The 22,748-nt window shown below is 71.4% G+C and carries 25 protein-coding genes; 12 read left to right on the top strand and 13 right to left on the bottom strand.

Annotated features, from left to right (window positions below):
• Positions 1–2 precede the first annotated feature (2 nt).
• Complete coding sequence (locus tag ACIRR9_RS08285; protein ID WP_403748890.1) at positions 3–1,244, bottom strand: cytochrome P450; 1,242 nt, start codon at positions 1,242–1,244, stop codon at positions 3–5.
• Positions 1,245–1,537: 293 nt separating this feature from the next.
• On the opposite strand from ACIRR9_RS08285, the gene ACIRR9_RS08290 reads away from it, so the two are divergent.
• Positions 1,538–2,170, top strand: coding sequence for a LysE family transporter (locus ACIRR9_RS08290; protein ID WP_403748892.1), 633 nt, complete (start codon positions 1,538–1,540; stop codon positions 2,168–2,170).
• Between the two features lie 64 nt (positions 2,171–2,234).
• Here the strand turns inward: ACIRR9_RS08290 and ACIRR9_RS08295 are convergent, their stop codons facing one another.
• Complete coding sequence (locus ACIRR9_RS08295) at positions 2,235–2,666, bottom strand: nuclear transport factor 2 family protein (protein WP_403748894.1); 432 nt, start codon at positions 2,664–2,666, stop codon at positions 2,235–2,237.
• A gap of 126 nt (positions 2,667–2,792) precedes the next feature.
• Between ACIRR9_RS08295 and ACIRR9_RS08300 the strand changes: the two genes are divergently transcribed.
• Entirely contained in the window at positions 2,793–3,242 is a 450-nt protein-coding gene (locus ACIRR9_RS08300; protein ID WP_403748897.1) for a nitroreductase family deazaflavin-dependent oxidoreductase, read from the top strand.
• A gap of 95 nt (positions 3,243–3,337) precedes the next feature.
• On the opposite strand, the gene ACIRR9_RS08305 is transcribed toward ACIRR9_RS08300, so the two are convergent.
• A complete protein-coding gene (locus ACIRR9_RS08305) occupies positions 3,338–3,511 on the bottom strand; it encodes a hypothetical protein (protein ID WP_403749039.1) in 174 nt (57 codons plus the stop codon).
• 174 nt (positions 3,512–3,685) lie between these two features.
• On the opposite strand from ACIRR9_RS08305, the gene ACIRR9_RS08310 reads away from it, so the two are divergent.
• On the top strand, positions 3,686–4,699 hold the full coding sequence (locus ACIRR9_RS08310) for a glutathione S-transferase family protein (protein WP_403748900.1): 1,014 nt from the start codon (positions 3,686–3,688) through the stop codon (positions 4,697–4,699).
• Positions 4,700–4,715: 16 nt separating this feature from the next.
• On the top strand, positions 4,716–5,057 hold the full coding sequence (locus ACIRR9_RS08315) for a DUF4235 domain-containing protein (RefSeq protein ID WP_403748902.1): 342 nt from the start codon (positions 4,716–4,718) through the stop codon (positions 5,055–5,057).
• Positions 5,058–5,203: 146 nt separating this feature from the next.
• Here ACIRR9_RS08315 and ACIRR9_RS08320 read toward each other — a convergent pair whose 3' ends face one another.
• Entirely contained in the window at positions 5,204–5,668 is a 465-nt protein-coding gene (locus tag ACIRR9_RS08320) for a pyridoxamine 5'-phosphate oxidase family protein (protein WP_403748905.1), read from the bottom strand.
• Entirely contained in the window at positions 5,665–6,462 is a 798-nt protein-coding gene (locus ACIRR9_RS08325) for a TetR/AcrR family transcriptional regulator (RefSeq protein WP_403748908.1), read from the bottom strand. Before ACIRR9_RS08325 ends, ACIRR9_RS08320 begins: the two co-directional genes overlap by 4 nt.
• A 129-nt stretch (positions 6,463–6,591) precedes the next feature.
• On the opposite strand from ACIRR9_RS08325, the gene ACIRR9_RS08330 reads away from it, so the two are divergent.
• The 3 genes from ACIRR9_RS08330 to ACIRR9_RS08340 all read left to right on the top strand — a co-directional run bounded on the left by ACIRR9_RS08330 (position 6,592) and on the right by ACIRR9_RS08340 (position 10,942).
• Entirely contained in the window at positions 6,592–8,085 is a 1,494-nt protein-coding gene (locus ACIRR9_RS08330) for an APC family permease (RefSeq protein ID WP_403748911.1), read from the top strand.
• 12 nt (positions 8,086–8,097) lie between these two features.
• Positions 8,098–9,732, top strand: coding sequence for an amidohydrolase (locus ACIRR9_RS08335; RefSeq protein WP_403748913.1), 1,635 nt, complete (start codon positions 8,098–8,100; stop codon positions 9,730–9,732).
• A 178-nt stretch (positions 9,733–9,910) separates the two neighbouring features.
• Positions 9,911–10,942 carry a 7-epi-alpha-eudesmol synthase gene (locus ACIRR9_RS08340; protein ID WP_365342002.1) on the top strand — a complete coding sequence of 344 codons (1,032 nt, stop codon included), beginning with the start codon at positions 9,911–9,913 and terminating at the stop codon, positions 10,940–10,942.
• Between the two features lie 78 nt (positions 10,943–11,020).
• On the opposite strand, the gene ACIRR9_RS08345 is transcribed toward ACIRR9_RS08340, so the two are convergent.
• Genes ACIRR9_RS08345 through ACIRR9_RS08365 form a run of 5 tightly spaced genes read right to left on the bottom strand, consistent with a single transcriptional unit; the run spans position 11,021 to position 15,449 of the window.
• Positions 11,021–12,262 carry a cytochrome P450 gene (locus tag ACIRR9_RS08345; RefSeq protein WP_403748915.1) on the bottom strand — a complete coding sequence of 414 codons (1,242 nt, stop codon included), beginning with the start codon at positions 12,260–12,262 and terminating at the stop codon, positions 11,021–11,023.
• Positions 12,259–12,864 carry an ATP/GTP-binding protein gene (locus ACIRR9_RS08350; RefSeq protein ID WP_365342006.1) on the bottom strand — a complete coding sequence of 202 codons (606 nt, stop codon included), beginning with the start codon at positions 12,862–12,864 and terminating at the stop codon, positions 12,259–12,261. The genes ACIRR9_RS08345 and ACIRR9_RS08350 overlap by 4 nt, the downstream gene beginning before the upstream one ends.
• Entirely contained in the window at positions 12,845–13,216 is a 372-nt protein-coding gene (locus ACIRR9_RS08355) for a DUF742 domain-containing protein (RefSeq protein ID WP_234537899.1), read from the bottom strand. The genes ACIRR9_RS08350 and ACIRR9_RS08355 overlap by 20 nt, the downstream gene beginning before the upstream one ends.
• The gene (locus tag ACIRR9_RS08360; RefSeq protein WP_046733906.1) at positions 13,213–13,623 is read right to left on the bottom strand and encodes a roadblock/LC7 domain-containing protein; all 411 of its coding nucleotides are present in this window, start codon (positions 13,621–13,623) and stop codon (positions 13,213–13,215) included. The genes ACIRR9_RS08355 and ACIRR9_RS08360 overlap by 4 nt, the downstream gene beginning before the upstream one ends.
• 5 nt (positions 13,624–13,628) lie before the next feature.
• Positions 13,629–15,449, bottom strand: coding sequence for a sensor histidine kinase (locus tag ACIRR9_RS08365; RefSeq protein ID WP_403748917.1), 1,821 nt, complete (start codon positions 15,447–15,449; stop codon positions 13,629–13,631).
• Between the two features lie 302 nt (positions 15,450–15,751).
• Between ACIRR9_RS08365 and ACIRR9_RS08370 the strand changes: the two genes are divergently transcribed.
• The 3 genes from ACIRR9_RS08370 (at position 15,752) to ACIRR9_RS08380 (ending at position 17,730) form a co-directional block, all read left to right on the top strand.
• Positions 15,752–16,114 carry a DUF1304 domain-containing protein gene (locus ACIRR9_RS08370; RefSeq protein WP_365342011.1) on the top strand — a complete coding sequence of 121 codons (363 nt, stop codon included), beginning with the start codon at positions 15,752–15,754 and terminating at the stop codon, positions 16,112–16,114.
• Complete coding sequence (locus tag ACIRR9_RS08375) at positions 16,111–16,677, top strand: TetR/AcrR family transcriptional regulator (RefSeq protein WP_403748919.1); 567 nt, start codon at positions 16,111–16,113, stop codon at positions 16,675–16,677. Before ACIRR9_RS08370 ends, ACIRR9_RS08375 begins: the two co-directional genes overlap by 4 nt.
• 102 nt (positions 16,678–16,779) lie before the next feature.
• Positions 16,780–17,730: an NADP-dependent oxidoreductase gene (locus tag ACIRR9_RS08380; RefSeq protein ID WP_403748921.1), complete on the top strand. Its 951-nt coding sequence runs from the start codon at positions 16,780–16,782 to the stop codon at positions 17,728–17,730.
• Between the two features lie 29 nt (positions 17,731–17,759).
• Here ACIRR9_RS08380 and ACIRR9_RS08385 read toward each other — a convergent pair whose 3' ends face one another.
• Positions 17,760–18,866, bottom strand: coding sequence for an NAD(P)-dependent alcohol dehydrogenase (locus tag ACIRR9_RS08385; RefSeq protein WP_403748923.1), 1,107 nt, complete (start codon positions 18,864–18,866; stop codon positions 17,760–17,762).
• A gap of 25 nt (positions 18,867–18,891) precedes the next feature.
• The gene (locus ACIRR9_RS08390) at positions 18,892–20,349 is read right to left on the bottom strand and encodes an aldehyde dehydrogenase family protein (protein WP_403748925.1); all 1,458 of its coding nucleotides are present in this window, start codon (positions 20,347–20,349) and stop codon (positions 18,892–18,894) included.
• Between the two features lie 144 nt (positions 20,350–20,493).
• Between ACIRR9_RS08390 and ACIRR9_RS08395 the strand changes: the two genes are divergently transcribed.
• The gene (locus ACIRR9_RS08395) at positions 20,494–20,922 is read left to right on the top strand and encodes a MarR family transcriptional regulator (protein ID WP_316767867.1); all 429 of its coding nucleotides are present in this window, start codon (positions 20,494–20,496) and stop codon (positions 20,920–20,922) included.
• 172 nt (positions 20,923–21,094) lie between these two features.
• Positions 21,095–21,487 carry an anti-sigma factor antagonist gene (locus tag ACIRR9_RS08400; RefSeq protein ID WP_365342019.1) on the top strand — a complete coding sequence of 131 codons (393 nt, stop codon included), beginning with the start codon at positions 21,095–21,097 and terminating at the stop codon, positions 21,485–21,487.
• Between the two features lie 28 nt (positions 21,488–21,515).
• Here ACIRR9_RS08400 and tuf read toward each other — a convergent pair whose 3' ends face one another.
• A complete protein-coding gene (gene tuf / locus ACIRR9_RS08405; protein ID WP_403748927.1) occupies positions 21,516–22,709 on the bottom strand; it encodes an elongation factor Tu in 1,194 nt (397 codons plus the stop codon).
• Between the last annotated feature and the right edge of the window lie 39 nt (positions 22,710–22,748).

Consider the following 22,748-nt stretch of genomic DNA (forward strand, 5'->3'; position numbering starts at 1 on the left):
TCTTACCAGGTCACGGGGAGTTCCAGCATCCCCTGGATCGTGTCGCCGGGTTTGAAGGGGATTTCCTCCGGAGGCGCGGCGAGCCGCAGGTCCGGCAGCCGCTCCCACAGGGTGGTGAGGGCGATCTCCAGCTCGGCACGGGCCAGGTTCTGGCCCAGGCACTGGTGGATGCCGAAGCCGAAGGCCACGTGGTGACGGGTCGGGCGGTGCCAGTCGATGGTGTCGGGGTCGTCGTACACGGACTCGTCACGGTTGATGACCGAGGTCGCGAAGAGGACTCCGTCGCCCTTGCGGATGGTGGTGCCGGCCACCTCGATGTCCTCCAGGGCGACGCGCAGCAGCCCGTCGGCGATGGACAGCATCCGCATCAGTTCCTCGACGGCGGCGGGCACCAGCGTGGGGTCGGCGCGCAGTTCGGCGAGCCGCTCGGGCTGCTGGAGCAGGGTGAAGGTGCCGAGCGAGATCATGTTGGCGGTGGTCTCGTGCCCGGCGACCAGCAGGATGAGGGCGAGTGAGACGACCTCGGCGCGGTCCAGGGCGCCGTCCCGCAGCCGCTCGTGGACGAGGTCGTCGAGGACGCCGTCGCCGGGCACCTCGTCCCGGCTCTTGCGGTCCGCCAGGTCGCCCAGATAGACCTCCAGCTTCTCGCGCGCGTCCAGGGAGTCGGCGGGCTCCGGACCGCGCAGCAGCCGCCGGGACTGCGCCTCGAAGAACTCGTGGTCGGCGTACGGGACACCGAGCAGGTCGCAGATGACCATGGACGGCACGGGCAGGGCGAAGGAGCTCACCAGGTCGGCGGGCGGTCCCGCGGCGATCATCCTGTCGAGCAGCCCGTCCACGATCCGTTGGATGGCCGGCCGCATCCCGGTCGCTCGTTTGAGGGTGAAGTCCGGGATCAGCATCCGGCGCTGCTTCTGGTGCTCCGGGTCGTCGAGACCGAGCAGGGCGACGTTGCGGCGCTCCCGGACCGCCGCGAACCGGGCGTTCGGCATCGGGAAGTCCTCCCGCCGGCGGTCGCTGGAGAGCCGGGGGTCGGCGAGCAGCACCCGGGCCGCGCCGTGGCCGGTGACCGCCCAGGCGGTACGGCCGTCGTAGAGACGGATACGGGACAGCGGGCTTCCGTCGCGCAGCGGGTCGTAGCCGGTGGGCGGGTGGTAGGGACACGTCCGGTCCTGCGGCCAGGCCACGGGGTCGGCCGGATGGGCAGAAGTCGTGGGTTCCGTCAGGTCCGTCAGTTCGTTCATGGAAGACCTCGCAGACGAATGCGGTACGTCGTGCCGATCTTCATTAGATGCCCGGGGCATCTATGGGGCGACCGCAAGTTCAGCCAGATCGGTGAAGTGCGTGATCTGGCCGAACGGCATGCGGTCGGGGGACGGTTCCACGCCGAAATTCGCTTGCCGGGGCGGCGAGGCGGGCCGGAGGATCTGCGCATGACGACTCCTCACGCCTGTGCGACGCTGACCTCCGCGACCGTCCGTCCGGTGCGGGGCCAGCAGCAGCCGGGGCGCTCCTGGAGGCCCGAGCCCGCACGCCGGTGACGGCCGCGCTCGTCGCCGGCCTGCTCGCCGGGTACGGCATCGCCGTCCCGGTCGGCGCGGTCGGCACATATCTAGTGTCCCTCACGGCTCGTACGTCCCTGCGGACCGGCGCCTGTGCCGCCCTCGGCGTCGCCAGCGCGGACGGTCTCTACGCCCTGCTCGCCATGGCCGGCGGCGCCGCGCTGGCGGCGGCGCTGCAGCCGGTGCTCGGGCCGCTGCGCTGGGCCTCGGCCGCGGTCCTGGTCGCGCTCGCCGTGCGGGGTGCGGCGGTCGCGCTGCGCCGGTTCCGGGAGCGGCGGCTGGCGGTCCGGGCCGAACGGCCGGTACCAGGCCCCGCACGGGCGTATCTCGGCCTCCTCGGCATCACGCTGCTCAACCCCACCACGGTCATCTACTTCGCGGCCCTGGTGGTCGGCACCCGGGCGGGTACGGCGGTACGGCCGCTGGAGCAGGGTGTCTTCGTGCTGGCGGCCTTCGCCGCGTCCGCGAGCTGGCAGCTGCTGCTGGCGGGCAGCGGGGCGCTCCTCGGCCGGGGCCTGACCGGCCACCGGGGGCGCCTGGTCACGGCGCTGCTGTCGAGCTGCGTGATGCTGGGGCTCGCGGCCCGCATGGCACTGTCGCCGGGCTGACGGCCGAAGACGCCAGGACGCGACGGACGTCAGGACGCGAAGGCCGGGCGACGGCGAGGCTGTCCTAGTACACGTGGTGCCGGACGACCAGACCGTCCCGGACGGTGAGGTGCAGGGCGAACCTGGCTCGATAGGGACGCCTGGTGGGCTTCGCGGTCTGCCGGATCTCGCCGAGCACGACCGCTTCGGCGCCGTCGACGAGGACGCGCTCGATCCGGGTGTCCGCCTGCCCGGGCACGGGGTGCGCGGCGAGGTCCCGGACGTGGGCGGCGGCGCCGGCGCGGCCTGTCCGGTGGGTGATCCACGGGGTGGCGGGACGGTCGTGCTCGTCCTCGGGCCGGTTCAGCCGCCGGTCGAGGTCCTCGGCGTACAGCTCGGCGATCGGCCCGGGGTCGCCCGCGCCGCTCCGGCGGAGCAGTTCCTCGACGACGGCGCGGGTGCGGGACGTGGGTGACCTGCCTTGTGTGTCGGCCGGATGCGGTGGGCGTAGGACCATGCCCGGAACGCGCGGGGTAGGCGATTACGTGTGGGGTAGGGGGTTCGGTGTCGCGTGGATGATCCGGGCCGCACCGGGTGTTGAATCGTGGCGTCAGTCTTGGCAGCGACGAAGGGGACGGACCTCATGCCTCTTGAGGGCGAGTACGAGCCCAGCCCGACCGCCTGGGTGCGGGAGCAGGTCGAGTTGTACGAGAGCTCGGGCGGGACGAAGGGCACGACCCTGATGGACACCGGGATGCCGGTCATCCTGCTGACCACCCTGGGGGTGAAGAGCGGGAAGATCCGCAAGACGCCCCTGATGCGGGTGGAGCACGACGGGAAGTACGCGGTGGTCGCCTCGCAGGGCGGTGCGCCCAAGCATCCGGTCTGGTACTTCAACGTCAAGTCGGAGCCGCTTGTCGAGCTCCAGGACGGGGCGGTCAAGCGGGACATGACGGCCCGTGAGGTCACCGGTGCGGAGAAGGAGCAGTGGTGGGAGCGCGCGGTCGCCGCGTACCCGCCGTACGCCGACTACCAGAAGAAGACGTCCCGGGCGATCCCGGTGTTCGTGCTGGAGCCGGTCGCGGGGAACTGACGGTTCCGGGAATCCTTTCCGGCCTGGAACCGTCGGAATTTAGAAAAATCTGTTTCCGGCAGGCATGAGCCGGGTCCGGGCCGGGCAGTCGAAGGTCAGGCCCCGCCGCGTTCCCCCGTCGCGGCGGGGCTTTCCGCTGTCTCGTGCGCGGAGCGGTCGGTGACGTCCTGGCCGACGGAGAAACAGCCGCCCATGGCGAAGATCCTTGACGCCGCGGCCTCCGACAGCAGCGCGGGCGAGCCGGCGACGACCCCGCCGGCGGCGATCACCGGATTCTTCGGTCCCGCTCACGCCCGCCGACTGCCCCGACGCGCACCGATCACACCGTACGGGCGGCGCGAATCGGGGAACATCGGGGGAACCCGGTGCATCGGTGCGTACCGACCCTCATGGACCGGTGCGTACCGGTCCTCGGGGCGACGTCCCCTCGGCAAGGAGGAACCATGAGCGGTGGCGGCAACGCCTCGTTGGGGCACAAGGCGTTCTCCCGGTCCCCCAGTCACTTCGCGGACCGGATCACGGCGGACGGACGGGACGGCTGGCCGGTGGCGGCCGGGCGCTACCGGCTGGTGGTCAGCCGTGCCTGTCCGTGGGCGAGCCGGGCGGTGATCTCACGAAGGCTGCTCGGCCTGGAGAACGCCCTCTCCCTGGCCGTCACCGACCCGATCCAGGACGACCGCAGCTGGCGCTTCACCCTGGACCCGGGCGGCCGGGACCCGGTGCTCGGCATCCGGTTCCTCGGCGAGGCCTACGACCGGCGGGAGACCGGCTACCCGGGCGGGGTGAGCGTGCCCGCGGTCGTGGACGTGCCGAGCGGGCAGCTGGTCACCAACGACTACCAGCAACTGACCCTGGACCTGGCCACCGAGTGGACGGCACTGCACCGGGAGGGGGCGCCCGAGCTGTATCCGGCCGGCCGGCGGGACGAGATCGACGCGGTGATGGCGGAGGTCTACACGGACGTCAACAACGGTGTCTACCGGGCCGGTTTCGCGCCCGGGCAGCAGGACTACGAGGAGGCGTGCACGGCGGTGTTCCGGCGGCTCGGCCTGCTCGCCGAGCGGCTGGCCGGGCAGCGTTATCTGGTCGGGGACACGATCACCGAGGCCGACATCCGGCTGTTCACCACGCTGGTCCGGTTCGACGCCGTCTACCACGGCCACTTCAAGTGCAACCTCCGGAAGCTCACCGAGAACCCGGTGCTGTGGGCGTACGCGAGGGACCTCTACCAGACGCCGGGATTCGGTGACACCGTCGACTTCGACCACATCAAGCGGCACTACTACCAGGTCCACACCGGGATCAACCCCACCGCCGTCGTGCCCCTCGGTCCGGACCTCGCCGGGTGGCTGACACCCCATCACCGTGAGGAGCTGGGCGGTCGGCCCTTCGGGGACGGGACACCGCCCGGCCCGGTGCCGGCGGGCGAGGAGGTGCCGGTCACGGGGCGGCCCTGACCACGCGGAGGCAGGCATGGCCAAGAGCAGGAAGAAACTGAAGCTCCCCCTCGTCTACGCGCCCCTCGGCCTCGTGCTGAGCTGGGCCGGCGGGGCGCTGGGCGCGCTGGTCTTCCGCCGGACCTGGAGGGCGCTGCGCGGCGAGGAGGACGCGCCGGACGCCCTGGACCGGAACCGCGGCTGGGGCGAGGTGCTGCTCGGCGCGGCCCTCCAGGGCGCCGTCTTCGCGGTGGCGCGCAGCGCCGTGGACCGCACCGGCGCCACGGCCATAGAGCGTTCCACCGGAGTGTGGCCGACGGCCCGGAAGGGCGACCGGGACCGGGTCGGCCCGCCGTCGGCGGGGCCGGACGCGGCGTGAAGGAGTGTCCGGCCGGGCCGGAGCGACCGCGCTCCTCGTACGGCCCGGCCGGACCCCGCGCCTCGACCGCCGGCCCGCCGAGGCCGGCCACCCGGCGCTCCGCCTCGTCCAGGTCCGCGCGGTGTGTCCGTCCCCGATCACGGGATTCAGTCGGCCACCAGCCACTTCCCGTCGCCCATCAGCTCGCGCCCCGCGATCTCGTCGGCCTCCCGCCAGGCCTGCACCCGTCTCGGGGTGACCCTGAAGTACAGGTAACGGGTGGCGAGTCGACGCGGATCGAAGCCGCACTTCGCGGCGAACCGGTCACCCTCCTCGACGGACAGTTCCTCCGGGGTCACCGCGCGGACCTCTCCCTCGATCATGACCACGTCCCGGGTCGGCCCGACAGCAAGCCGGGCGGTGCCGGTCGCCACGAGATTGCGGCCGGTGGGGCTCGCGGCCGGGGTGGCCAGCAGCAGGGTCGAACCGTCCCACCGGAAGGACAGCGGCACCAGGTACGGCGCGCCGCCCTCCTCCCCCGCGGTGGCCACCCAGACGTCCTCGTCCCGCTCCAGCCGGTCCAGGGTGTTCTTCTTGCGCTGCTCGGCGCTGCGCGTGGGCGGTCGGGTCATGGTCGTTCGGCCTCCTCGTGATCGGTGTCGCGGAGATGACGGACCGGCGGCGTGGAATGTGACGTGGCACCGAGCGTGGAATGTGACACGGCACCGTGTTCCGCGAGCCGGGCCCCGGCCGCCGTCAGCAGCAGTTCCAGGGCCGCCGGGTAGGAACTTCCCCGCATCGACGCCACGAGATGGCGGGCGGTGGCCGCGATGTTCGGGTGGGTGGCGGCGGGCAGCCGGGTGTAGGTCGTCCGCCACACGTCCGCCTCGGCCTCGCGGGCGGGTTTCGGCAGGGCGGTGTTGGCGGAGTCGAGGGCGCCGTACGCGAGGGCCTGGTCGATGAAGGCGTGGTAGACGCGGACCGCCTCCGCATCGGGGAAACCGGCGCTGCGCAGCACCCCCAGGATGGTCTCGACCGCCTGGATCTCGTGTGTCCGTCCGGTCACCCGGTGGGCGCTGAGCACCGCGGCTCTGGGGTGGGCGAGGGCGCCGGCGTGTATGCGCAGGCCCAGGTCGCGCAGGTCGGCGCGCCACTCGCCGGTGGGCCGCCAGGTGCGCAGGGTACGGCCGATCAGCTCGTCGGCGATGGCGAGCATCAGGTCGTCGGTGTGCTCGAAGTAGCGGTAGAGGGAGCTGGGGTCGGCGCCCAGGGCGCGGCCCAGGCGGCGCACGGAGAGTGCCTCGGCGCCGTGCTCCTCGATCAGCCGGAGCGCGGTCTCCACGATCAGTTCCTCGGAGAGGACCACGCCCTGCTTGGTGGGGCGCCGGCGCCGCCGGCCGGCGGCCGGGACGACGCGTTCGCTCATGGGGCCTCCCTCGCGATGTGTCGGCACCTTATGACAACACCGTTGACCTGTGAAGTGCACCGGCAGTTTCATGACCGGTCACCGGGGCCGGTCGGGCCGGCCCCCAGGTGCGAGCGGAGTGTGCCGGCCATGACCGACCAGCCCTACACAGCGGACCCACCGGAGTTGCGCAGATCCCTCTCCGTCCTGGACGGCGTCGCGGTGGCCGCGTCCAGTACGGCCGCCACCACCAGCATCGGCATCGGTCTCGGTGTGACGGCCGGGGTGGTCGGGCTGCATCTGCCGGCCATCATGCTGCTGGCGTTCCTGCCTGTCCTCGGGATCGCGGGCGCCTACTCGCGGCTGAACCGGGTGGAGCCGAACGCGGGCAACGGCTATGTGTGGGTGGGCCGTTCGCTCAACCCGTGGCTCGGTTTCATGGTCGGCTGGGTGAACATCGTGGCGACGGTGGCCTTCCTCGCCTACACCACGGCGGTCACCGGGTCCGCGATGCTGCAGCTGGCGGAAGAGGCCGGAGTGCACCGGATCGGCTCGCTCGCCCTGGACCCCGGTTCGACGGCGCAGACCACGGCCGTCGGCATCGTCGTCCTGGTCGCCGTCACCCTCACCGCCGTGACCGGTATCCGCACCGCGGCCCGGCTCCAGACCGGGCTGCTGGTCTTCGAGTACGTCGTGCTGCTCGGGTTCTGCGGCTACGGCATCGTCACCGGACCGCACGCCTTCAGCCTGAGCTGGTTCGACCCGTTCGCGATCCCCTCGGCGACGGCGCTGGCGCAGGGAATGCTGCTGTCGGTGTTCTGCTACTGGGGCTTCGAGGCCGCGTTCAGCGTGAACGAGGAGGTGCGCGACCCCCGGGACGCCTCCCGGGCCGGGCTGATCACGCTGGTGACGATGCTGGGGCTGTTCCTGCTGGGCTCGGTGGCGTTCCAGCGGGTGCTGTCCGAGAAGGAGCTGGCCGGGCACGGGGCCGAGGGGCTGGCGTTCTTCGGCGACCGGCTGGCCGCCCAGCCGTGGGCCGCGCTGCCGCTGGTGGCGCTGATGTTCTCGGCGGTGGCCTCGCTCCAGGCCGGCGTGATCCCGACCGCCCGTGGCATGTTCGCGATGAGCCGGGACCGTACCCTCGGGCCGGTGTGGTCCAGGGTCAGCGCCCGGTACGGCACCCCGGCGGCCGGGACGCTGCTGATCGGGGCGCTGGCCGCGGCGGTCGCCGGGCTCGCCCTGGTGATCCCGAGGCTCGCCGACATGATCATGGCGACGGTGAACGCCGTCGGCATCGTCGTCGCCCTGTCGTACGCGCTCACCGCGCTCGCCGCCGCCGCGCGCTTCCGTTCGCTGCTGCGCGAGGACTGGCGGCAGGGTGTACGGGCCGTGGTGCTGCCGGCGCTGAGCGCCCTCGCACTGCTGGGGCTCGGCGGCTACCTCGGCTGGTCCTTCTACACCTCGACGGACCACTTCGAGGTCAGCGCGGACAACGGCTGGTTCCTGCTGACCACCCCGCTGGCGATGATCGCGTCCGGGTTCGTCGCCGCCGGCTGGGCGAGGTACGTGCGCCGATCGCCGTACTTCCGCACCGGCGAGGGCACGGATGCCGACGCACCCCAGCTCCTCACGACCTCCAACTAGGGAACAGGAAACATGCACGCAGATCTGCTCTTCACCGGTGGCCCCGTCCTCACCCCCGAGGGCCGGACGGCCAGTGCCGTCGCCGTCACCGGTGAGCGCATCACCGCCGTCGGATCCGCCGAGGAACTGCGGGAGCTCGCCGGGCCGCGCACCGAGGTGGTCGACCTCGCGGGGCGGCTGCTGCTGCCCGGGTTCCAGGACGCGCACGTCCATCCGGTGCCGGCCGGGCTGGAGTTGGCCCAGTGCGACCTGACCGGGCTGCGCACCGCCGAGGAGACCGTGGCCGCCGTGCGCGCCTACGCCGAGGCGCATCCGGAGCGGGAGTGGGTCCTGGGCGGGGGCTGGTCCATGGAGTCGTTCGCGGGCGGTACGCCGTCGAAGGAACTGCTCGACTCCGCCGTACCGGACCGTCCGGTGTATCTGCCCAACCGGGATCATCACGGGGCCTGGGTCAACAGCCGGGCCCTGGAGCTGGCCGGGATCGACCGCGACACGCCCGATCCGGCCGACGGGCGGATCGAGCGGAACGCCTCGGGCGAGCCGAGCGGAACGCTCCAGGAGGGGGCGATGCAGCTGGTCGGCCGGCTCGCGCCGCCGGCCGGACCGGCGGACCGGCTCGCGGCGCTGCTGCACGCCCAGCGGCATCTGCACGCGCTCGGCATCACGGCCTGGCAGGACGCGCTGGTCGGGGAGTTCCTCGGCATGGACAACCCGGCCGAGGCCTATCTCACGGCGGCCCGGGACGGTTCGCTGACCGCGCGGGTGGTCGGGGCGCTGTGGTGGGACCGGGAGCGCGGCGCCGAGCAGATTCCCGAACTCGTCGAGAGACGCGCCGCGTTCAGCCATGGGCGGTTCCGGGCGGGCACGGTGAAGCTGATGCTGGACGGGGTCGCCGAGAACGGCACGGCCGCGCTGCTCGACCCGTACCTGGACAACTGCGGCTGCGCCACCGCCAATCGCGGCAAGAGCTTCATCGACCCGAAGCAACTTCCCCAGTACGTGACCGAGTTGGACGCGCTCGGTTTCCAGTGCCATTTCCATGCGCTGGGCGACCGTGCGGTACGGGACGCGCTGGACGCCGTCGAGGCGGCGCGGGCCGCGAACGGTCCGAGCGACACGCGGCCCCATCTGGCGCATCTCCAGGTCGTGCACCCCGACGACGTACCGCGCTTCGCCCGGCTCGGCGCCACCGCGAACATCCAGGCGCTGTGGGCCGCGCACGAGCCGCAGATGGACGAGCTGACGATCCCCTTCCTGGGGTCCGAACGGGCCGGGTGGCAGTACCCGTTCGGGTCGCTGCTGCGCTCCGGGGCGCGGCTCGCGGCCGGCAGCGACTGGCCGGTCAGCAGCCCCGACCCGGTCCAGGGCATCCATGTCGCGGTGAACCGGGTCGAACCGGGCGGCGACACGCCGGTGTTCCTGCCCGGGGAGCGGCTGGGACTGGCGGAGGCGGTGACGGCGTACACGGCGGGATCAGCGTATGTGAACCATCTGGACGACACCGGGCGGGTGGCGGTCGGGGCACTCGCGGACCTGGTGGTGCTGGACCGCGATCCGTTCGCCGGAGACCCGGAGGACATCACGGCCGCGCGCGTGACGCACACATACGTGGGGGGCGCGCGAGTGTACTCAATCCAGGAGGCGTGAGCAGTAACACACATCACGGTGGGGTCACGCGTAGATCATTTACGCTCTGGGCAGTCTCGTACCGCTTCACGGCTCAACTTTCGAGCCACGAAGGCCAGTTCGAGTGCACGGGCGGCTGCCTGACCGTCCGATCGCAGGGACGGGGGGACTCTGCGCTCCGTCTCCCGAAAGGAAACACATGCCCCAGGACGTCACCTTCGACCTGCCCTTCGACACGCCCGTCAGCGAGCATCTGGAGCACGCCCGGGCCCGGCATCTGCGCTGGATCTGGGACATGGACCTGGTGCGCAGCAAAGCCGGGTTCGAGGAGTACAAGTCGTGGGACCTGCCGCAGGCGGCGGCCCGGACCTATCCGCACGCCTCGGCGGAGGACATGGTCGTCCTGATGAACTGGTTCTCGCTGGCCTTCCTGTTCGATGACCAGTTCGACGCCAATCGGCCGGACCGCGCCGACCGGATCGCCGACGTCGCGCGCGAGCTGATCGTGACCCCACTGCGCCCGCCCGGCATCCGGCCACGCGTGGTCTGCCCGATCACGCTGGCCTGGGCGGAGGTCTGGCAGCATCTCTCGGATGGCATGTCCCTGACGTGGCGGACGCGGTTCGCGGCCTCCTGGGGCCGGTTCCTGGTCGCCCACTGCGAGGAGGTCGACCTGGCGGCGCGGGGGCTGGCCGGGACGCTCGACCTCGACGAGTACGCGGTCTTCCGGCGTCGTACCGTCGGCATCCACCACAGCATCGACATGGGCGAGCGCAGCCGCGGCTTCGAGGTGCCCGCTCAGGCGGAGGCGCATCCGCTGATGGAGCGGATGCGTGATCTGGCCGCGGACACCATCGGGTTCATGAACGACATCCACTCCTTCGAACGCGAGCGGCGCCGGGGCGACGGGCACAACCTGATAGCCGTGCTGCACCGGCGGCGGGGCGGTTCGTGGGAGGACGCCATGAAGGAGGCGTACCGGATGACGACCGCCTGCCTCGACGAGTACGTCGAACTGGAGGCCAGGGTGCCCCGGATGTGCGACGAGCTGGGTCTCGACGAGAAGCAGCGGGACAGTGTGCGGATGGGCGTGGAGGCCATCCAGCACTGGATCAACGGCAACTACATGTGGGGGCTGTCCTCGGGCCGGTACGCGGCGGCCAAGGAGGGTCCGGCGGCCGCCGCCGAAATGGCCGGGCAGGGGTCGGTGGACGACCTGCTGGCGGTGTGACCCGTTGACGGCCCGGGGGCCGCCGTCCCGTCGGACGGCGGCCCCCGGGCCGTTCGGTTCAGCTGTTCCCCGGCCGGCTCAGACGGCGAACTCGACCGGCAGGCTGTCCAGTCGGGACTCCCAGGTGGAGGCCGTCGAGGTGAGCTCCTCGGCCGGCACCGCCAGGCGCAGTCCGGGCAGCCGGTGCAGCAGGACGTCCACGGCCGTCTCGATGATGCCCTGGCCGATGTTCTGCCCCGGGCATTCGTGCGGTCCGGCACTGAACGCCAGATGGGACTGGTTGCCGGCGACGGAGGCCTCGATGTCCGGGCGGATCAGCGGGTCCACGTTGCCGGCGGCGAGGCCCAGGAGCAGCATGTCGCCCTCCTTGATGGGACGGCCGCCCAGCTCCAGGTCGGAGGTGGCGAACCGGCCCGGCAGCACCGCCAGCGGCGGTGTGTTCCACATGACCTCCTCCACCACGGAGGACATGTTCAGCTGGCCGCTGACCAGTCCGGAGCGCAGCGCGTCGTCGGTGACGACGATCTCCAGCACCCGGGCCAGCAGGTTGCTGGTGGTGGTGTGCGCGGTGATCAGCACCAGCCGCAGATGCTGGACTATCTCGTCCTCGTCGAGGTCCGAGTGGTGGTCGATGAGTCCGGTGGCGAAGTCGGAGCCGGGCTCCGACCGCTTGCGGGCGGCGAGTTCGGCGAGGATCGACACGATCTTCTCGTTGTGCGCGAGGGCGTCCGCACCGCCCTTGATGACCTGGGCGCTGGACTCGGCGAGGGTACGCCCCTCGCTCTCGGCGAGCCCGAAGACCCGGGTGAGCACCAGCATCGGCAGGTACTCGGCGAAGTCCGTGACCAGGTCGGCGCGGCCGGTGCCGGCGAAGGCGTCGATCTGCTTGTTGGCGAAGTGGGTGACATGGCGGCGGATGCCCCGCCCGGCCACCTTCAGCAGGTTGTCGGTGACCGCGCCGCGCAGCCGGCGGTGCGGCTCGCCGTCCTGGGAGACACAGTCGGGCCGCCAGCCCACCATCTGCATCAGCGGTGAGTGGACGGCGACCTTGCCGTCCCGCCAGTCCCGCCAGATGCGCGAATCACGGCTGAACTGGAGCGGGTTGTCGAGGACCCGCCGGTTCTCCCGGTAGCCGAGCACCAGCCAGGCGGGCACGTCGCCCTCCACCAGGATGGGGGCGACGCTGCCGTACTCCTCGCGCAGCCGCTCGTAGATGCCGTGCGGGTCCTTCTCCGCGTCGGCGCCGTACAGCCGGGTGACGCCGGCACCGTGGGCCACCGGGCAGCCGCCCGCGGCGCCCGGATCGTGCGGCGCGCTCATCGGGACTCCAGGGCGACGGCCGAGCGTTCCTGCAGATGCTGGATCAGCGCGACGAGAACATCACGGCTGGAGGCCCGGTCACGGGCGTCACAGGCCACGATCGGAGTGTGCGGGGAGATGTCGAGGGCGTCCCGGATCTCCTCGATGGGGTGTTCCTTGCAGTCCGGGAAGACGTTCAGGGCGATGACGAAGGGCACGTCCTGCCGCTCCATCTCCTCGATCGCCCGGAAGCTGGAGGCCAGCCGCCGGGTGTCCACCAGGACGATCGCGCCGAGAGCCCCCTTGAACAACCCGTTCCACAGGAACCAGAACCGTTCCTGCCCGGGGGTGCCGAACAGGTACAGCATCAGGCTCTCGTTGAGGCTGATCTTCCCGAAGTCGAGGCTGACCGTGGTCTCGGCCTTGTCCGCGACGCCGATGAGGTTGTCGACGCCGACGGTCGCCTGGGTGAGGGTCTCCTCGGTGGTGAGCGGCTTGATGTCGCTGACGGAGCGGACCATGGTGGTCTTCCCGGTGCCGAACCCCCCGGCGATCATCACCTTGACCGAGCGGGTCCCCCCGGCACCGGGGTCGCCGGGATGGTCAAAGCCTTTCAAGTCCACTGAGTACCTCCTGGAGGAGCGCGAGGTCAGGCCCGCGTCCGGCGTGGTGCGCCGGAATGGGATCACGGGCTTCAATACGGCCTGCGTCCAGCAGATCCGCCAACAGCACCGCGAGAATGTTGAAGGGCAATCCGAGATGGGCGGTGAGTTCGGCCACCGACAGCGGATCACGGCAACGCCGGACTATCTCCTCGTACTCGTGCTGCATCCCCGGGACCGGGGCGGTGCGGGAGACGACGAGGGTCGCCACGTCGAGACTCGACGCCGACCCGCCCGGTCCGCTGCGTCCCCCGGTGAGGACGTAATAACGCTCGAGACCGGACGGGTCCGTGGGCCGACGGGGAGCACTCATCCAGAGTGCTCCTCCAGGCGCGGAGAGGTGCCGAGCAGCTCACCCATCCGCCGCGACAGGTCCCTCATCTGGTGCCCGAGCAGCCCCTGGTCGAGCCCCTCGCGGGCGAGGACCCCGAGATACGTCTCCACACCGGCCCGTACGACGAAGAGGTGACCGCCGTCGACCTCGATCATCGCCAGCCGCAGCTGCCCCGCGTACTTGGGGAACTGCTCGGCGACCGGCTGGGCGAGGGCCTGCAGCCCGGCCACCACGGCCGCGAAGCGGTCCACGTCGTCGGGGTCCTCGGCACCAAAGGAGGTGATGGCCTTGCCGTCGCTGGAGGCCACGAGGGCGAAACGGATCTCCGGGATGCTCTCCACCAGATCACGGAGCGCCCAGCTCACGTCGGTTCCCTGTTGCGTCATGTGGACTAGTCGCTCTCTTCAGTGCGGTGCTCGGCGGACTCGCGTCCGGCGGCGGCGTCATCGGCGCCGTCCGGGGTCGCGGGTGCCACGTCGTCTTCGTCTCCGGTCAACTCGGCCTCGCTGTCCGCCGTTTCGTCCGCCGCGGGCGCACGGCCCGCGGTGGCGAAGGCGGCCAGGCCAGCGAAGGACTCCTCGGGCGGGACCGCGGGGAACGCGGCGCCCTGCGTGCGGGCGGTGCGCTCCCCGGGCTGCTCCTCCTCGCGGCGCCGGCTGCGCCGCCGGGGCAGTCCGCCCGGGGTGGTCTCCAGGGTCTCGCCGGACTCCGGCTGGGTGACGGTTTCGACGGCGACCGGGCCGTGCGCCTGCACCGGGGACGCGGCGGCGGGGGCGGCCGACGCGGTCATCGGGGCCGGGGCGGCCGCGGGCAGCGGGCTGAAGTACTTGTGCGGGACCACGACGACCACCGAAGTGCCGAGCCAGGGCGAGTCCGCGAAGGTGACCCGGATGCCGTAGCGGCGGGCGAGGATGCCGACGACCCGCAGGCCGATGTTGGCGTCCTCGGAGATGCCGCCGATGCCGGGTCCGGCCTCGGTGCCCGCCAGGGAGTGCTCGGCCTCGCGCTTCTTCTCCTCGCTCAGGCCCTTGCCGGAGTCCTGGATCTCGATGCCGACGCCGTTCGGGACCTCCTTGCCGGAGACGACGACCGGCTCGGTGGGCGGCGAGTAGCGGGCCGCGTTGTCCAGGAGCTGGGAGAAGATCAGCGTGAGATGGTCCACCAGACCGCCGTCGACGCCGAGTTCGGGCAGATGCCGGACCTCGACGCGGTGGAAGTCCTTGATCCGGCCGATACCGCCGCGCACCACACTGAGCAGTCGCTGGGGCTCCTGCCACTGACGGCCCGGTCGGTCCGAGCCGCCGAGCACGCCGATGCTGGCGGCGAGCGAGTCGGCGGGACCGAGCTCCTGGTCGAGCTCCATGAGACCGCGGGCCACGGCGGGCAGCCGGCCGTGCTCGCCCTGCATCTCGTGCAGCCGACCACGCAGCTTGCTGGTCAGTACGTGGATGCGGTTGCCGATGCTGATCACGGCCTGCTCGGCGGAGGTGGAGCGGTTGAACTCCTCCTCCACACCGATCAGCGAGGTGCGCAGGATACGGCGCAGATTGGCCTGGAGGTCCTTGTCGACCTTGGCGCACTGCTCGGTCACCGGCAGCAGGTCGTCGATGGCGTCGCCCTCGCGCAGTCGCTTCAGCGCCTCGGGCAGCTGCTCGTCGGCGAGCCGGGTGATCGCGGACCGCTGGTGCTCGACCTGGTCCTGCCAGACCTCGGCCTGGTCGGCGAGCTGCGCGTCGGAGGCCTTCACCAGGTCGGCGAGCCGCTCCTCGTACGCCCTTGCCTGCTCGGCCAGTTGACCGTCGTAGTGGGCGGTCTGCTCACCCAGCCGGGTGTCGAAGGCGGCCGCCCGCTTGCCGAGCTGCGCGTCGAACGCGGCCGACTGCTCGGTCAGCTGGGCCTCCAGCGTGGCGCGCTCGGCCGAGAACTTCCGTTCCAGGCCCGAGACATGCTGCTGCCACTGCTGGGAGTGCTCGGCCTGCGAGCTGCGGAACGACCCTTCGGCGCTGCGCAGTTGACGCTGCGAGCGGATCAGGAGCCGTACACACACAGAGCTGGCGGCGGTGGCCGCGGCGCCGGCGACGGCCGCGGTTATTCGCTCGGAGCTCATGAACGTGGCGGCGACCGTCCCTCCCCCTAAGGCCAGCGGCATCAGCCACCAGCTGTACCAGGCGACAGGGGCCCGCGCCGCCGGCGGCGGAGTGGCGAGTTCCATCTGCATCCTTCGAGACAACACAATCGAACAACAGCGAACAGGGGCAGTGTGCGAAGGCCGCACTCATGAGCACGCACGGCGGGACGAACCCACCGTGGGGAGCGTCAACTCGCTGTGACTGCATGGAGCTTATCGGGTTTGAACCCGAAAGGATCAACCGCGGCAAGCAGAGGAAGTGAGGATTCCGTCACGCTCAGCCAGGTGGTGGCAAATCAACAAATACCCATTGCCACCCCTCGGCTACTGGACACCTGTCCAGCTATAGTGGACACCTGTTCAAGAGATGGGGAGGGTCTGCGATCATGGAAATCGTGGCGAACGTGCTGGTCGGCCTGGTGGCCGCGCTGCATGCGTACATCCTGGTGATGGAGATGTTCCTGTGGCAGAAGACGCCGGGGATGCGCTTCCACGGCTTCGACGCGGAACTGGCGCGGCGCACCGCACCGCTGGCGGCCAACCAGGGCCTGTACAACGGCTTCCTGGCGGCCGGTCTGGTGTGGGGGCTGGTCGCGGCCGATCCGACGGGCTTCCGGGCCCAGGTGTTCTTCCTGTCGTGCGTGGTGGTCGCGGGGGTGTACGGCGCGGTCACGGCCAACCGGCGGATCCTCTTCGCGCAGGCGCTGCCGGGCGCGCTCGCCCTGGCCGCCGTCCTCGCCGCGCGGTGACCGGCCGCCCGGCCGTGGAGGACCCGCGGGCCGCGCGCACCCGGGCGCGCCTGCAGGCGGCCCTGCTGGAGGAGTGCGCCGAACGGCCGCTCGCGGAGGTGGGCGTGGCCGCACTGGTACGCCGGGCCGGGGTCGGGCGGGCCACCTTCTACGTGCACTACGACGGCCTGGAGGCGCTGGCGGTCGATGCCTGCGCGGATGTCGTACGGGAGGCGGTGGACGCGCTGCACGCCTGGCGGGGGCGGCCCGATCCGGTGCACGCGCCGCCCGCGCTGCTGGAGTTCTTCGCAGGGCTGGCCCCGCACGCGGCCCTGTACCGGGAGCTGCTCGCACCGGGCGGCGGGGGTCCGCTGGGCCGGGTGCTGCACCGGGACCTGCGGGCGCGCAGCCTGGCCGAGCGGGAGCTGGTGGGCGCGGCGGACGCGCCGCTGGTGGCCTCGGCGGTGGCGGCCACCTTCGCCGGGGTACTGGCCGACTGGCTGCACGGCCTGCTCGACGCAGGCCCGGAGGAAGTGGCGGACCAGGTGTGGCAGCTGCTGGTCGCCCTGCACATGAGCCGCTGAGCCGCCCGGGGACCGACCGGCACGATGGGATGGCACGATTCCATCGGATATTGGCAATCGTGCCATTTCCCGGGCGGGCGCGCCCCGGCAGGCTGGATGACCATGAGCGATGTGAACACGATGCGTGTGGTCAGCCAGGACGTCCTCGGCGGTCCCGAGGTACTGAAGCTGGTCGAGGTGGCGCGGCCGAAGCCGCGTCCCAACGAGGTGCTGGTCCGGGTGCGGGCCGCCGGACTGAACCCGACCGACTGGAAGCACCGGGAGCTCGGCATCTTCCTGGGCCAGCCGCCCTTCGTCCTCGGCTGGGACGTCTCCGGCACGGTCGAGGAGACCGGGATCGGCGTCGCCGCCTTCGCGCCCGGTGACGAGGTCTTCGGGATGGTGCCCTACCCGTTCGGCCACGGCACGCACGCCGAGTACGTGATCGTCCCCGCCCGCGTCCTGGTGCCGAAGCCGGAGGTGATCGACCACGTCCAGGCGGGCGCGCTGCCACTGGTGGGGCTGACGGCCTGGCAGGCGCTGGTGGAGTACGCCGACGTGCGGCCGGGGCAGCGGGTGCTGATCCACGCGGCGGCCGGCGGGGTCGGGCATGTGGCGGTGCAGATCGCCAAGGCGCGCGGAGCGTATGTGATCGGCACGGCGAGCGCCGCCAAGCACGGCTTCCTGCGGGAGATCGGCGTCGACGAGCCGGTCGACTACCGGTCCGTGGACGTCACCGAGGCGGTGCGGGACGTCGACGTCGTGCTCGACACCCTGGGCGGCGACACCGCGGTGGCCTCACTGCGGGTGCTGCGGCCCGGCGGGGTCCTGGTGTCGATCCTGCCGGTGGGCTCGGCGAGCCTGTACGAGGAGGCCGAGCGGCTCGGTGTGCGGGCGGTGCGGATGCTGGTGGACGCCGACCGGGCGGGGATGCGGGCGATCGCCTCCCTGGTCGAGGAGGGGAAGCTCCGGGCCACGGTGGCGGGGACGTTCCCACTGGCCGATGCCGCCAAGGCGCATGAGCTGGGCGACACCGGCCGGACCACGGGGAAGCTGGTCCTGGTGACGGACTGACGTCCGCGCGCCGGGTTCGGAGGACGGGCTCAGAAGGTGAGCACGGGCTTGATCGCCTTGCCCGTGCTCATGTCCTGCACGGCCCGGTCGATCTCGGCGAACGGATAGGTGGAGACCAGCCGGTGCAGCGGCAGCCGTCCCTCGCGGACCAGCCGGACCAGGGCCGGAATGAAGGCCTGGGTCTCGCTGTCGCCGAGGGTCAGGCCGACGATCCGCTTGCCGGCCAGCAACCCGTTGACGTCCAGGGGCACTTCGGTGCCGAAGGGCGGAGCGCCGACGACCACCAGGGTGCCGCGGGCGGCCAGCGCGTCGACGCCCTGGCGGAGCACACCGACGTTCCCGGTGGTCTCCACGATGCCGTCGGCGCCGGCTCCGCCCGAGATGCGCCCGATGGCCTCGGGGAGGCTCTCCCGGGTGGCGTCGACGGTGTGCGTGGCGCCCAACTCCCTTGCCAGTTGAAGGCGTTCGGCCACCCGGTCGACAGCGACGATCGTGGTGGCCGGGGTGAGCGCGGCCGCCATCACCGCCGACAGACCCACCGCTCCGGCGCCCAGGACCACGATCGTGCTGCCCGCGGCCGGCTCCAGTACGTTCCACACGGCGCCGACGCCGGTCTGCACCCCGCAGCCGAGCGGGGCGATCGACTCCAGCGGGACGTCGGGGTCGACCTTGACCAGGCTGCGCTCGTCGACCAACGCACGCTCCGCGAAGGACGACTGGCCGAAGAAGTGGCCGCCGAGCGGATCGCCGTCCCGGCTGACGGTGGCGGTGCCGTCGGCGCGCCGGCCGCCGATGAGGTTGAGCGGCAGCCAGGTGGTGCAGTAGGCGGGGTGACCGCCGTGGCAGTTGCGGCAGTTGCCGCAGGAGGTGAAGGACAGCACGACATGGTCGCCGGGGGCCACGCCGGTGACGGCGGAGCCGACGGCCTCGACGACACCGGCGCCCTCGTGGCCGAGAACTCCGGGCAGCGGGAAGGGCAGCCCGCCGCTCGCCACGCCGAGGTCGGTGTGGCACAGACCGGCGGCCACCATGCGGACGAGCACCTCGTACGGCCCCGGCGCGTCGAGTTCGACGTCGGCGAGGGTGAAGGGCGCGCCGCCGGACTCGACGACGGCGGCTCGGGTGGTGATGGGCATCGTACGGACTCCTGGTCTGCGGGGCTCAGTCGAGCGAGACGACGACGGACTTGACCTTGGTGTAGGAATCGAGGGCCTCGGGGCCGTACTCACGGCCGTAGCCGGAGGCCTTGACGCCGCCGAAGGGGACGGCGGGGTCGAGCATCGCCCAGTCGTTGACCCAGACGATGCCGGCCTGGAGGCGGGCGGCGACGCGGTGCGCGCGGGCGAGGCTGCCGGTCTGGATGCCCGAAGCGAGGCCGTACGGCGTGGAGTTGGCGAGGGCGACGGCCTCGTCCTCGGAGTCGAAGGGCTGCACGGTGAGTACCGGTCCGAAGATCTCGTCCTGGATCACCCGGGAGTCGTTCGGCAGGTCGGCGACGACCGTCGGCCGGTAGTAGAACCCGCCGTCCAGGTCGAGGCGTGCACCGCCGCAGACGATACGGCCGCCCTCCTTGCGGGCGAGTTCGACGTACTCCTCGACCTTGCGCAGATGCTTCTCCCCCGCCATCGGGCCGACCACGGTTGCCGGGTCGCGCGGGTCGCCGACCGGGACGCCCGGGACGGCCTCGGCGAGGATGCCCAGCAGGGTGGCGTAGACGGAGCGGGCGACGAGTAGCCGGGGGCCGCCCATGCAGAACTGGCCGGTGTTGAAGACGAACGCCTTGATCACCGCGCCGACGGCCTTCTCCAGGTCGGCGTCCTCGAAGACCAGGTGGGCCGCGTTGCCGCCGAGTTCCATGGTGACCGGCTTGAGTGCCTGGCCCGCGGTGCTCGCCACGTGCCTGCCGATGGCGGTGGAGCCGGTGAAGGCGACCTTGTCGACGCCCGGGTGGCGCAGCAGGGCCTCGCCGGCGACCGGTCCGGCGCCGGTGACGACGTTGACGACGCCGTCGGGCACGCCCGCCTGCTGGAAGAGGCGGGCCATGTACAGGGCGCTGAGAGGGGTCTCGTCGGCGGGCTTGTGGACGACCGTGTTGCCGGCGGCGAGGGCCGGGCCGATCTTCGAACCGGCCAGGATGAGCGGGAAGTTGAAGGGTGTGATGGCGGCGACCACACCGATGGGTTCGCGCCGGGTGTAGGCGAGGGCGTTGAGCGGGACGTCGCGGACGGCGCCGTCCAGGGAGTGGGCGAGGGCCGCGAAGTGCTCGTAGTCGTTGGCCGCGTTGGTGACGTCGACGGCCCCGGCCAGTGTGATGGGCTTGCCGACGTCCAGGCTCTCCAGGGCGGCTATGTCCTCGGCGTTCTCCCGGATCAGTTCGGCGATCCGGTGCAGCACCCGGCCGCGCTCCCGGCCGCTGAGCCCCGACCACTCCCCCGCGTCGAAGGCCTCGCGGGCGGCGCGTACGGCCGCGTCGACGTCGGTGGCCCCGGCCTCGGCGACGGTGGTGATCACCTGGCCGGTGGCCGGGTCGGTGACCTCCGTCCGGGCCCCGTCGGCGGCTTCCCGCCACTGTCCGCCGATGAACAGCTGCCCCGGCCCGGTCTCGAAGGTGGTCGTCATTGGCCCACTCCCAGTGTTGATGGCGTCGAGGGCACCCACCGCCCCGGTCACCAAGTTTTCAACAAACAGGAATCCTGTTGGTCCCGCGTCTGGTCCGCAGTCTGATTACAGACAGGATTCCTGTCAATGGTCTAGGGTGCACGCATGGTCGGTACAAAGACACGCCCCTCGCTGCTGTACATGGTCAAGCAGGTGGAGCTCGTGGTGCGCTCCCATCTCGACGAGCTGGTCAGGCCCGCCGGGATCACGGCGCTGCAGTACACGGCCCTGACCGTCCTGGAGCGCCATGACGGGCTTTCGGCCGCGCAGTTGGCGCGGGATTCCTTCGTGACCGCCCAGTCGATGGCGGACCTCGTACGGTCACTGGAGAGCCGTGGGCTGATCCGGCGGGAGCGCAACCCGCGCAACCGGCGTGAGCTGCTGATCCTGCTGACCGACGCAGGGCGCGAGCTGCTCGCCGGGGTCGCCGGGCCGGTGCGGGAGCTGGAGGAGCGGATGGTGCGCGAGCTCACCGCACATCAGGAGGAACAGTTCCGCCAGGCACTGAGCAAGGCGTGGCACGCGCTCTCCTAGCGCGCGGTACCGCTCCCACGTGCACGTTCTCCGACTGTCGCGCACGCCACAGAAAATGACGTGCCGAAGCAGCAGACATATGTCAATCGAACATGCTCAAATTCCCTCCATCGAGGGTAACTTGCAGTGCGGGGAACGGAATTGACCGGCAGGGGTGGGAGGTGATGCCGTCGTGCGCCAGGAACCCCGAAAGGATCCCGCGCCGCTCACCCGGCACCTGCGTGTCCGCGAGGACCGCGGCCACACGGTGCTGGAGTTCCGGGGCGAGATCGACATCGCGGCGGCGACGGAGATCATGCCCTACCTGGACCTGGTGACCGCGCGGGGCAGCGCCCGGGTGGTGATCGACCTGCTGCACGTCGAGTTCTTCGACTGCTCGGGGCTGCGGCTGCTGTACCGGGCGCGCAGCCGGGTGCTGGAGCGCGGCGGACAGCTCCAGCTGGTCTGCGCGCACCCGCTGACCCTGCGGGTGCTGAAGGTGACGGGACTGTCGCGGCTGCTGCCGCCGCTGGCGACCCTGGACGCGGCCCTGGGCCAGCCGGAGGCCACGTCCGGGACGTTATGACCGCTCCCCACCACGCCTGCCGGGCGGGCTACTTGAGGATGTTCGTCACCTGACCGGCGCCGACCGTCCGCCCGCCCTCGCGGATGGCGAACTTCAGGCCCTCCTCCATCGCGATCGGCTGGATCAGCCGGACCTGCATGGTGGTGTTGTCGCCCGGCATCACCATCTCGGTGCCCGGGGGCAGGGTGACCACTCCGGTGACATCGGTGGTGCGGAAGTAGAACTGGGGGCGGTAGTTCTGGAAGAACGGGGTGTGCCGGCCGCCCTCGTCCTTGGAGAGGATGTACGCCCGCGCCTCGAACTCCGTGTGCGGGGTGACCGATCCTGGCCGGATGACGACCTGGCCGCGCTCGACGTCGTCCCGTTTGACCCCACGCAGCAGCAGTCCGACGTTCTCCCCGGCCCTGCCCTCGTCGAGCAGCTTGCGGAACATCTCGACGCCGGTGACCGTGGTCCTCGTCTTCTGCGGGTGGATGCCGATGATCTCGACCTCGCTGTTGACCCGCAGCGTGCCGCGCTCGATCCGGCCGGTGACGACCGTCCCCCGCCCGGTGATGGTGAAGACGTCCTCGATGGGCATCAGGAACGGCCGGTCCACGTCCCGCACCGGCTCGGGCACGAACTCGTCGACGGCGTCGAGGAGTTCGAGCAGGGCCGCGGTCCACTCGGGGTCGCCCTCCAGGGCCCTGAGCGCGGAGACCTTGACCACCGGGACGTCGTCGCCGGGGAACTCGTACTCGGTGAGCAGTTCGCGCACCTCCAGTTCCACCAGCTCCAGGATCTCCTCGTCGTCGACCATGTCGGTCTTGTTGAGGGCGACGACGATGTAGGGAACGCCCACCTGACGGGCCAGCAGAACGTGTTCCTTGGTCTGTGGCATCGGCCCGTCGGTGGCCGCGACCACCAGGATCGCCCCGTCCATCTGGGCGGCCCCGGTGATCATGTTCTTGATGTAGTCGGCGTGCCCCGGGCAGTCGACGTGCGCGTAGTGCCGGCGCTCGGTCTGGTACTCGACATGCGCGATGGAGATGGTGATGCCGCGCTGTCGCTCCTCGGGCGCCTTGTCGATCTGGTCGAACGGGGTGAAGGGGTTGAGCTGCGGGAACTTGTCGTGCAGCACCTTGGTGATCGCCGCGGTGAGTGTCGTCTTGCCGTGGTCGATGTGCCCGATGGTGCCGATGTTCACATGCGGTTTCGTCCGCTCGAACCTGGCCTTCGCCACTGGGGGCCTCCCGTCCGCCTCGGTGCCGCCGAGCGCGGT

Origin of the sequence: Streptomyces sp. NPDC101234, assembly GCF_044767525.1 — a bacterium.
Lineage (GTDB): Bacteria > Actinomycetota > Actinomycetes > Streptomycetales > Streptomycetaceae > Streptomyces > Streptomyces sasae.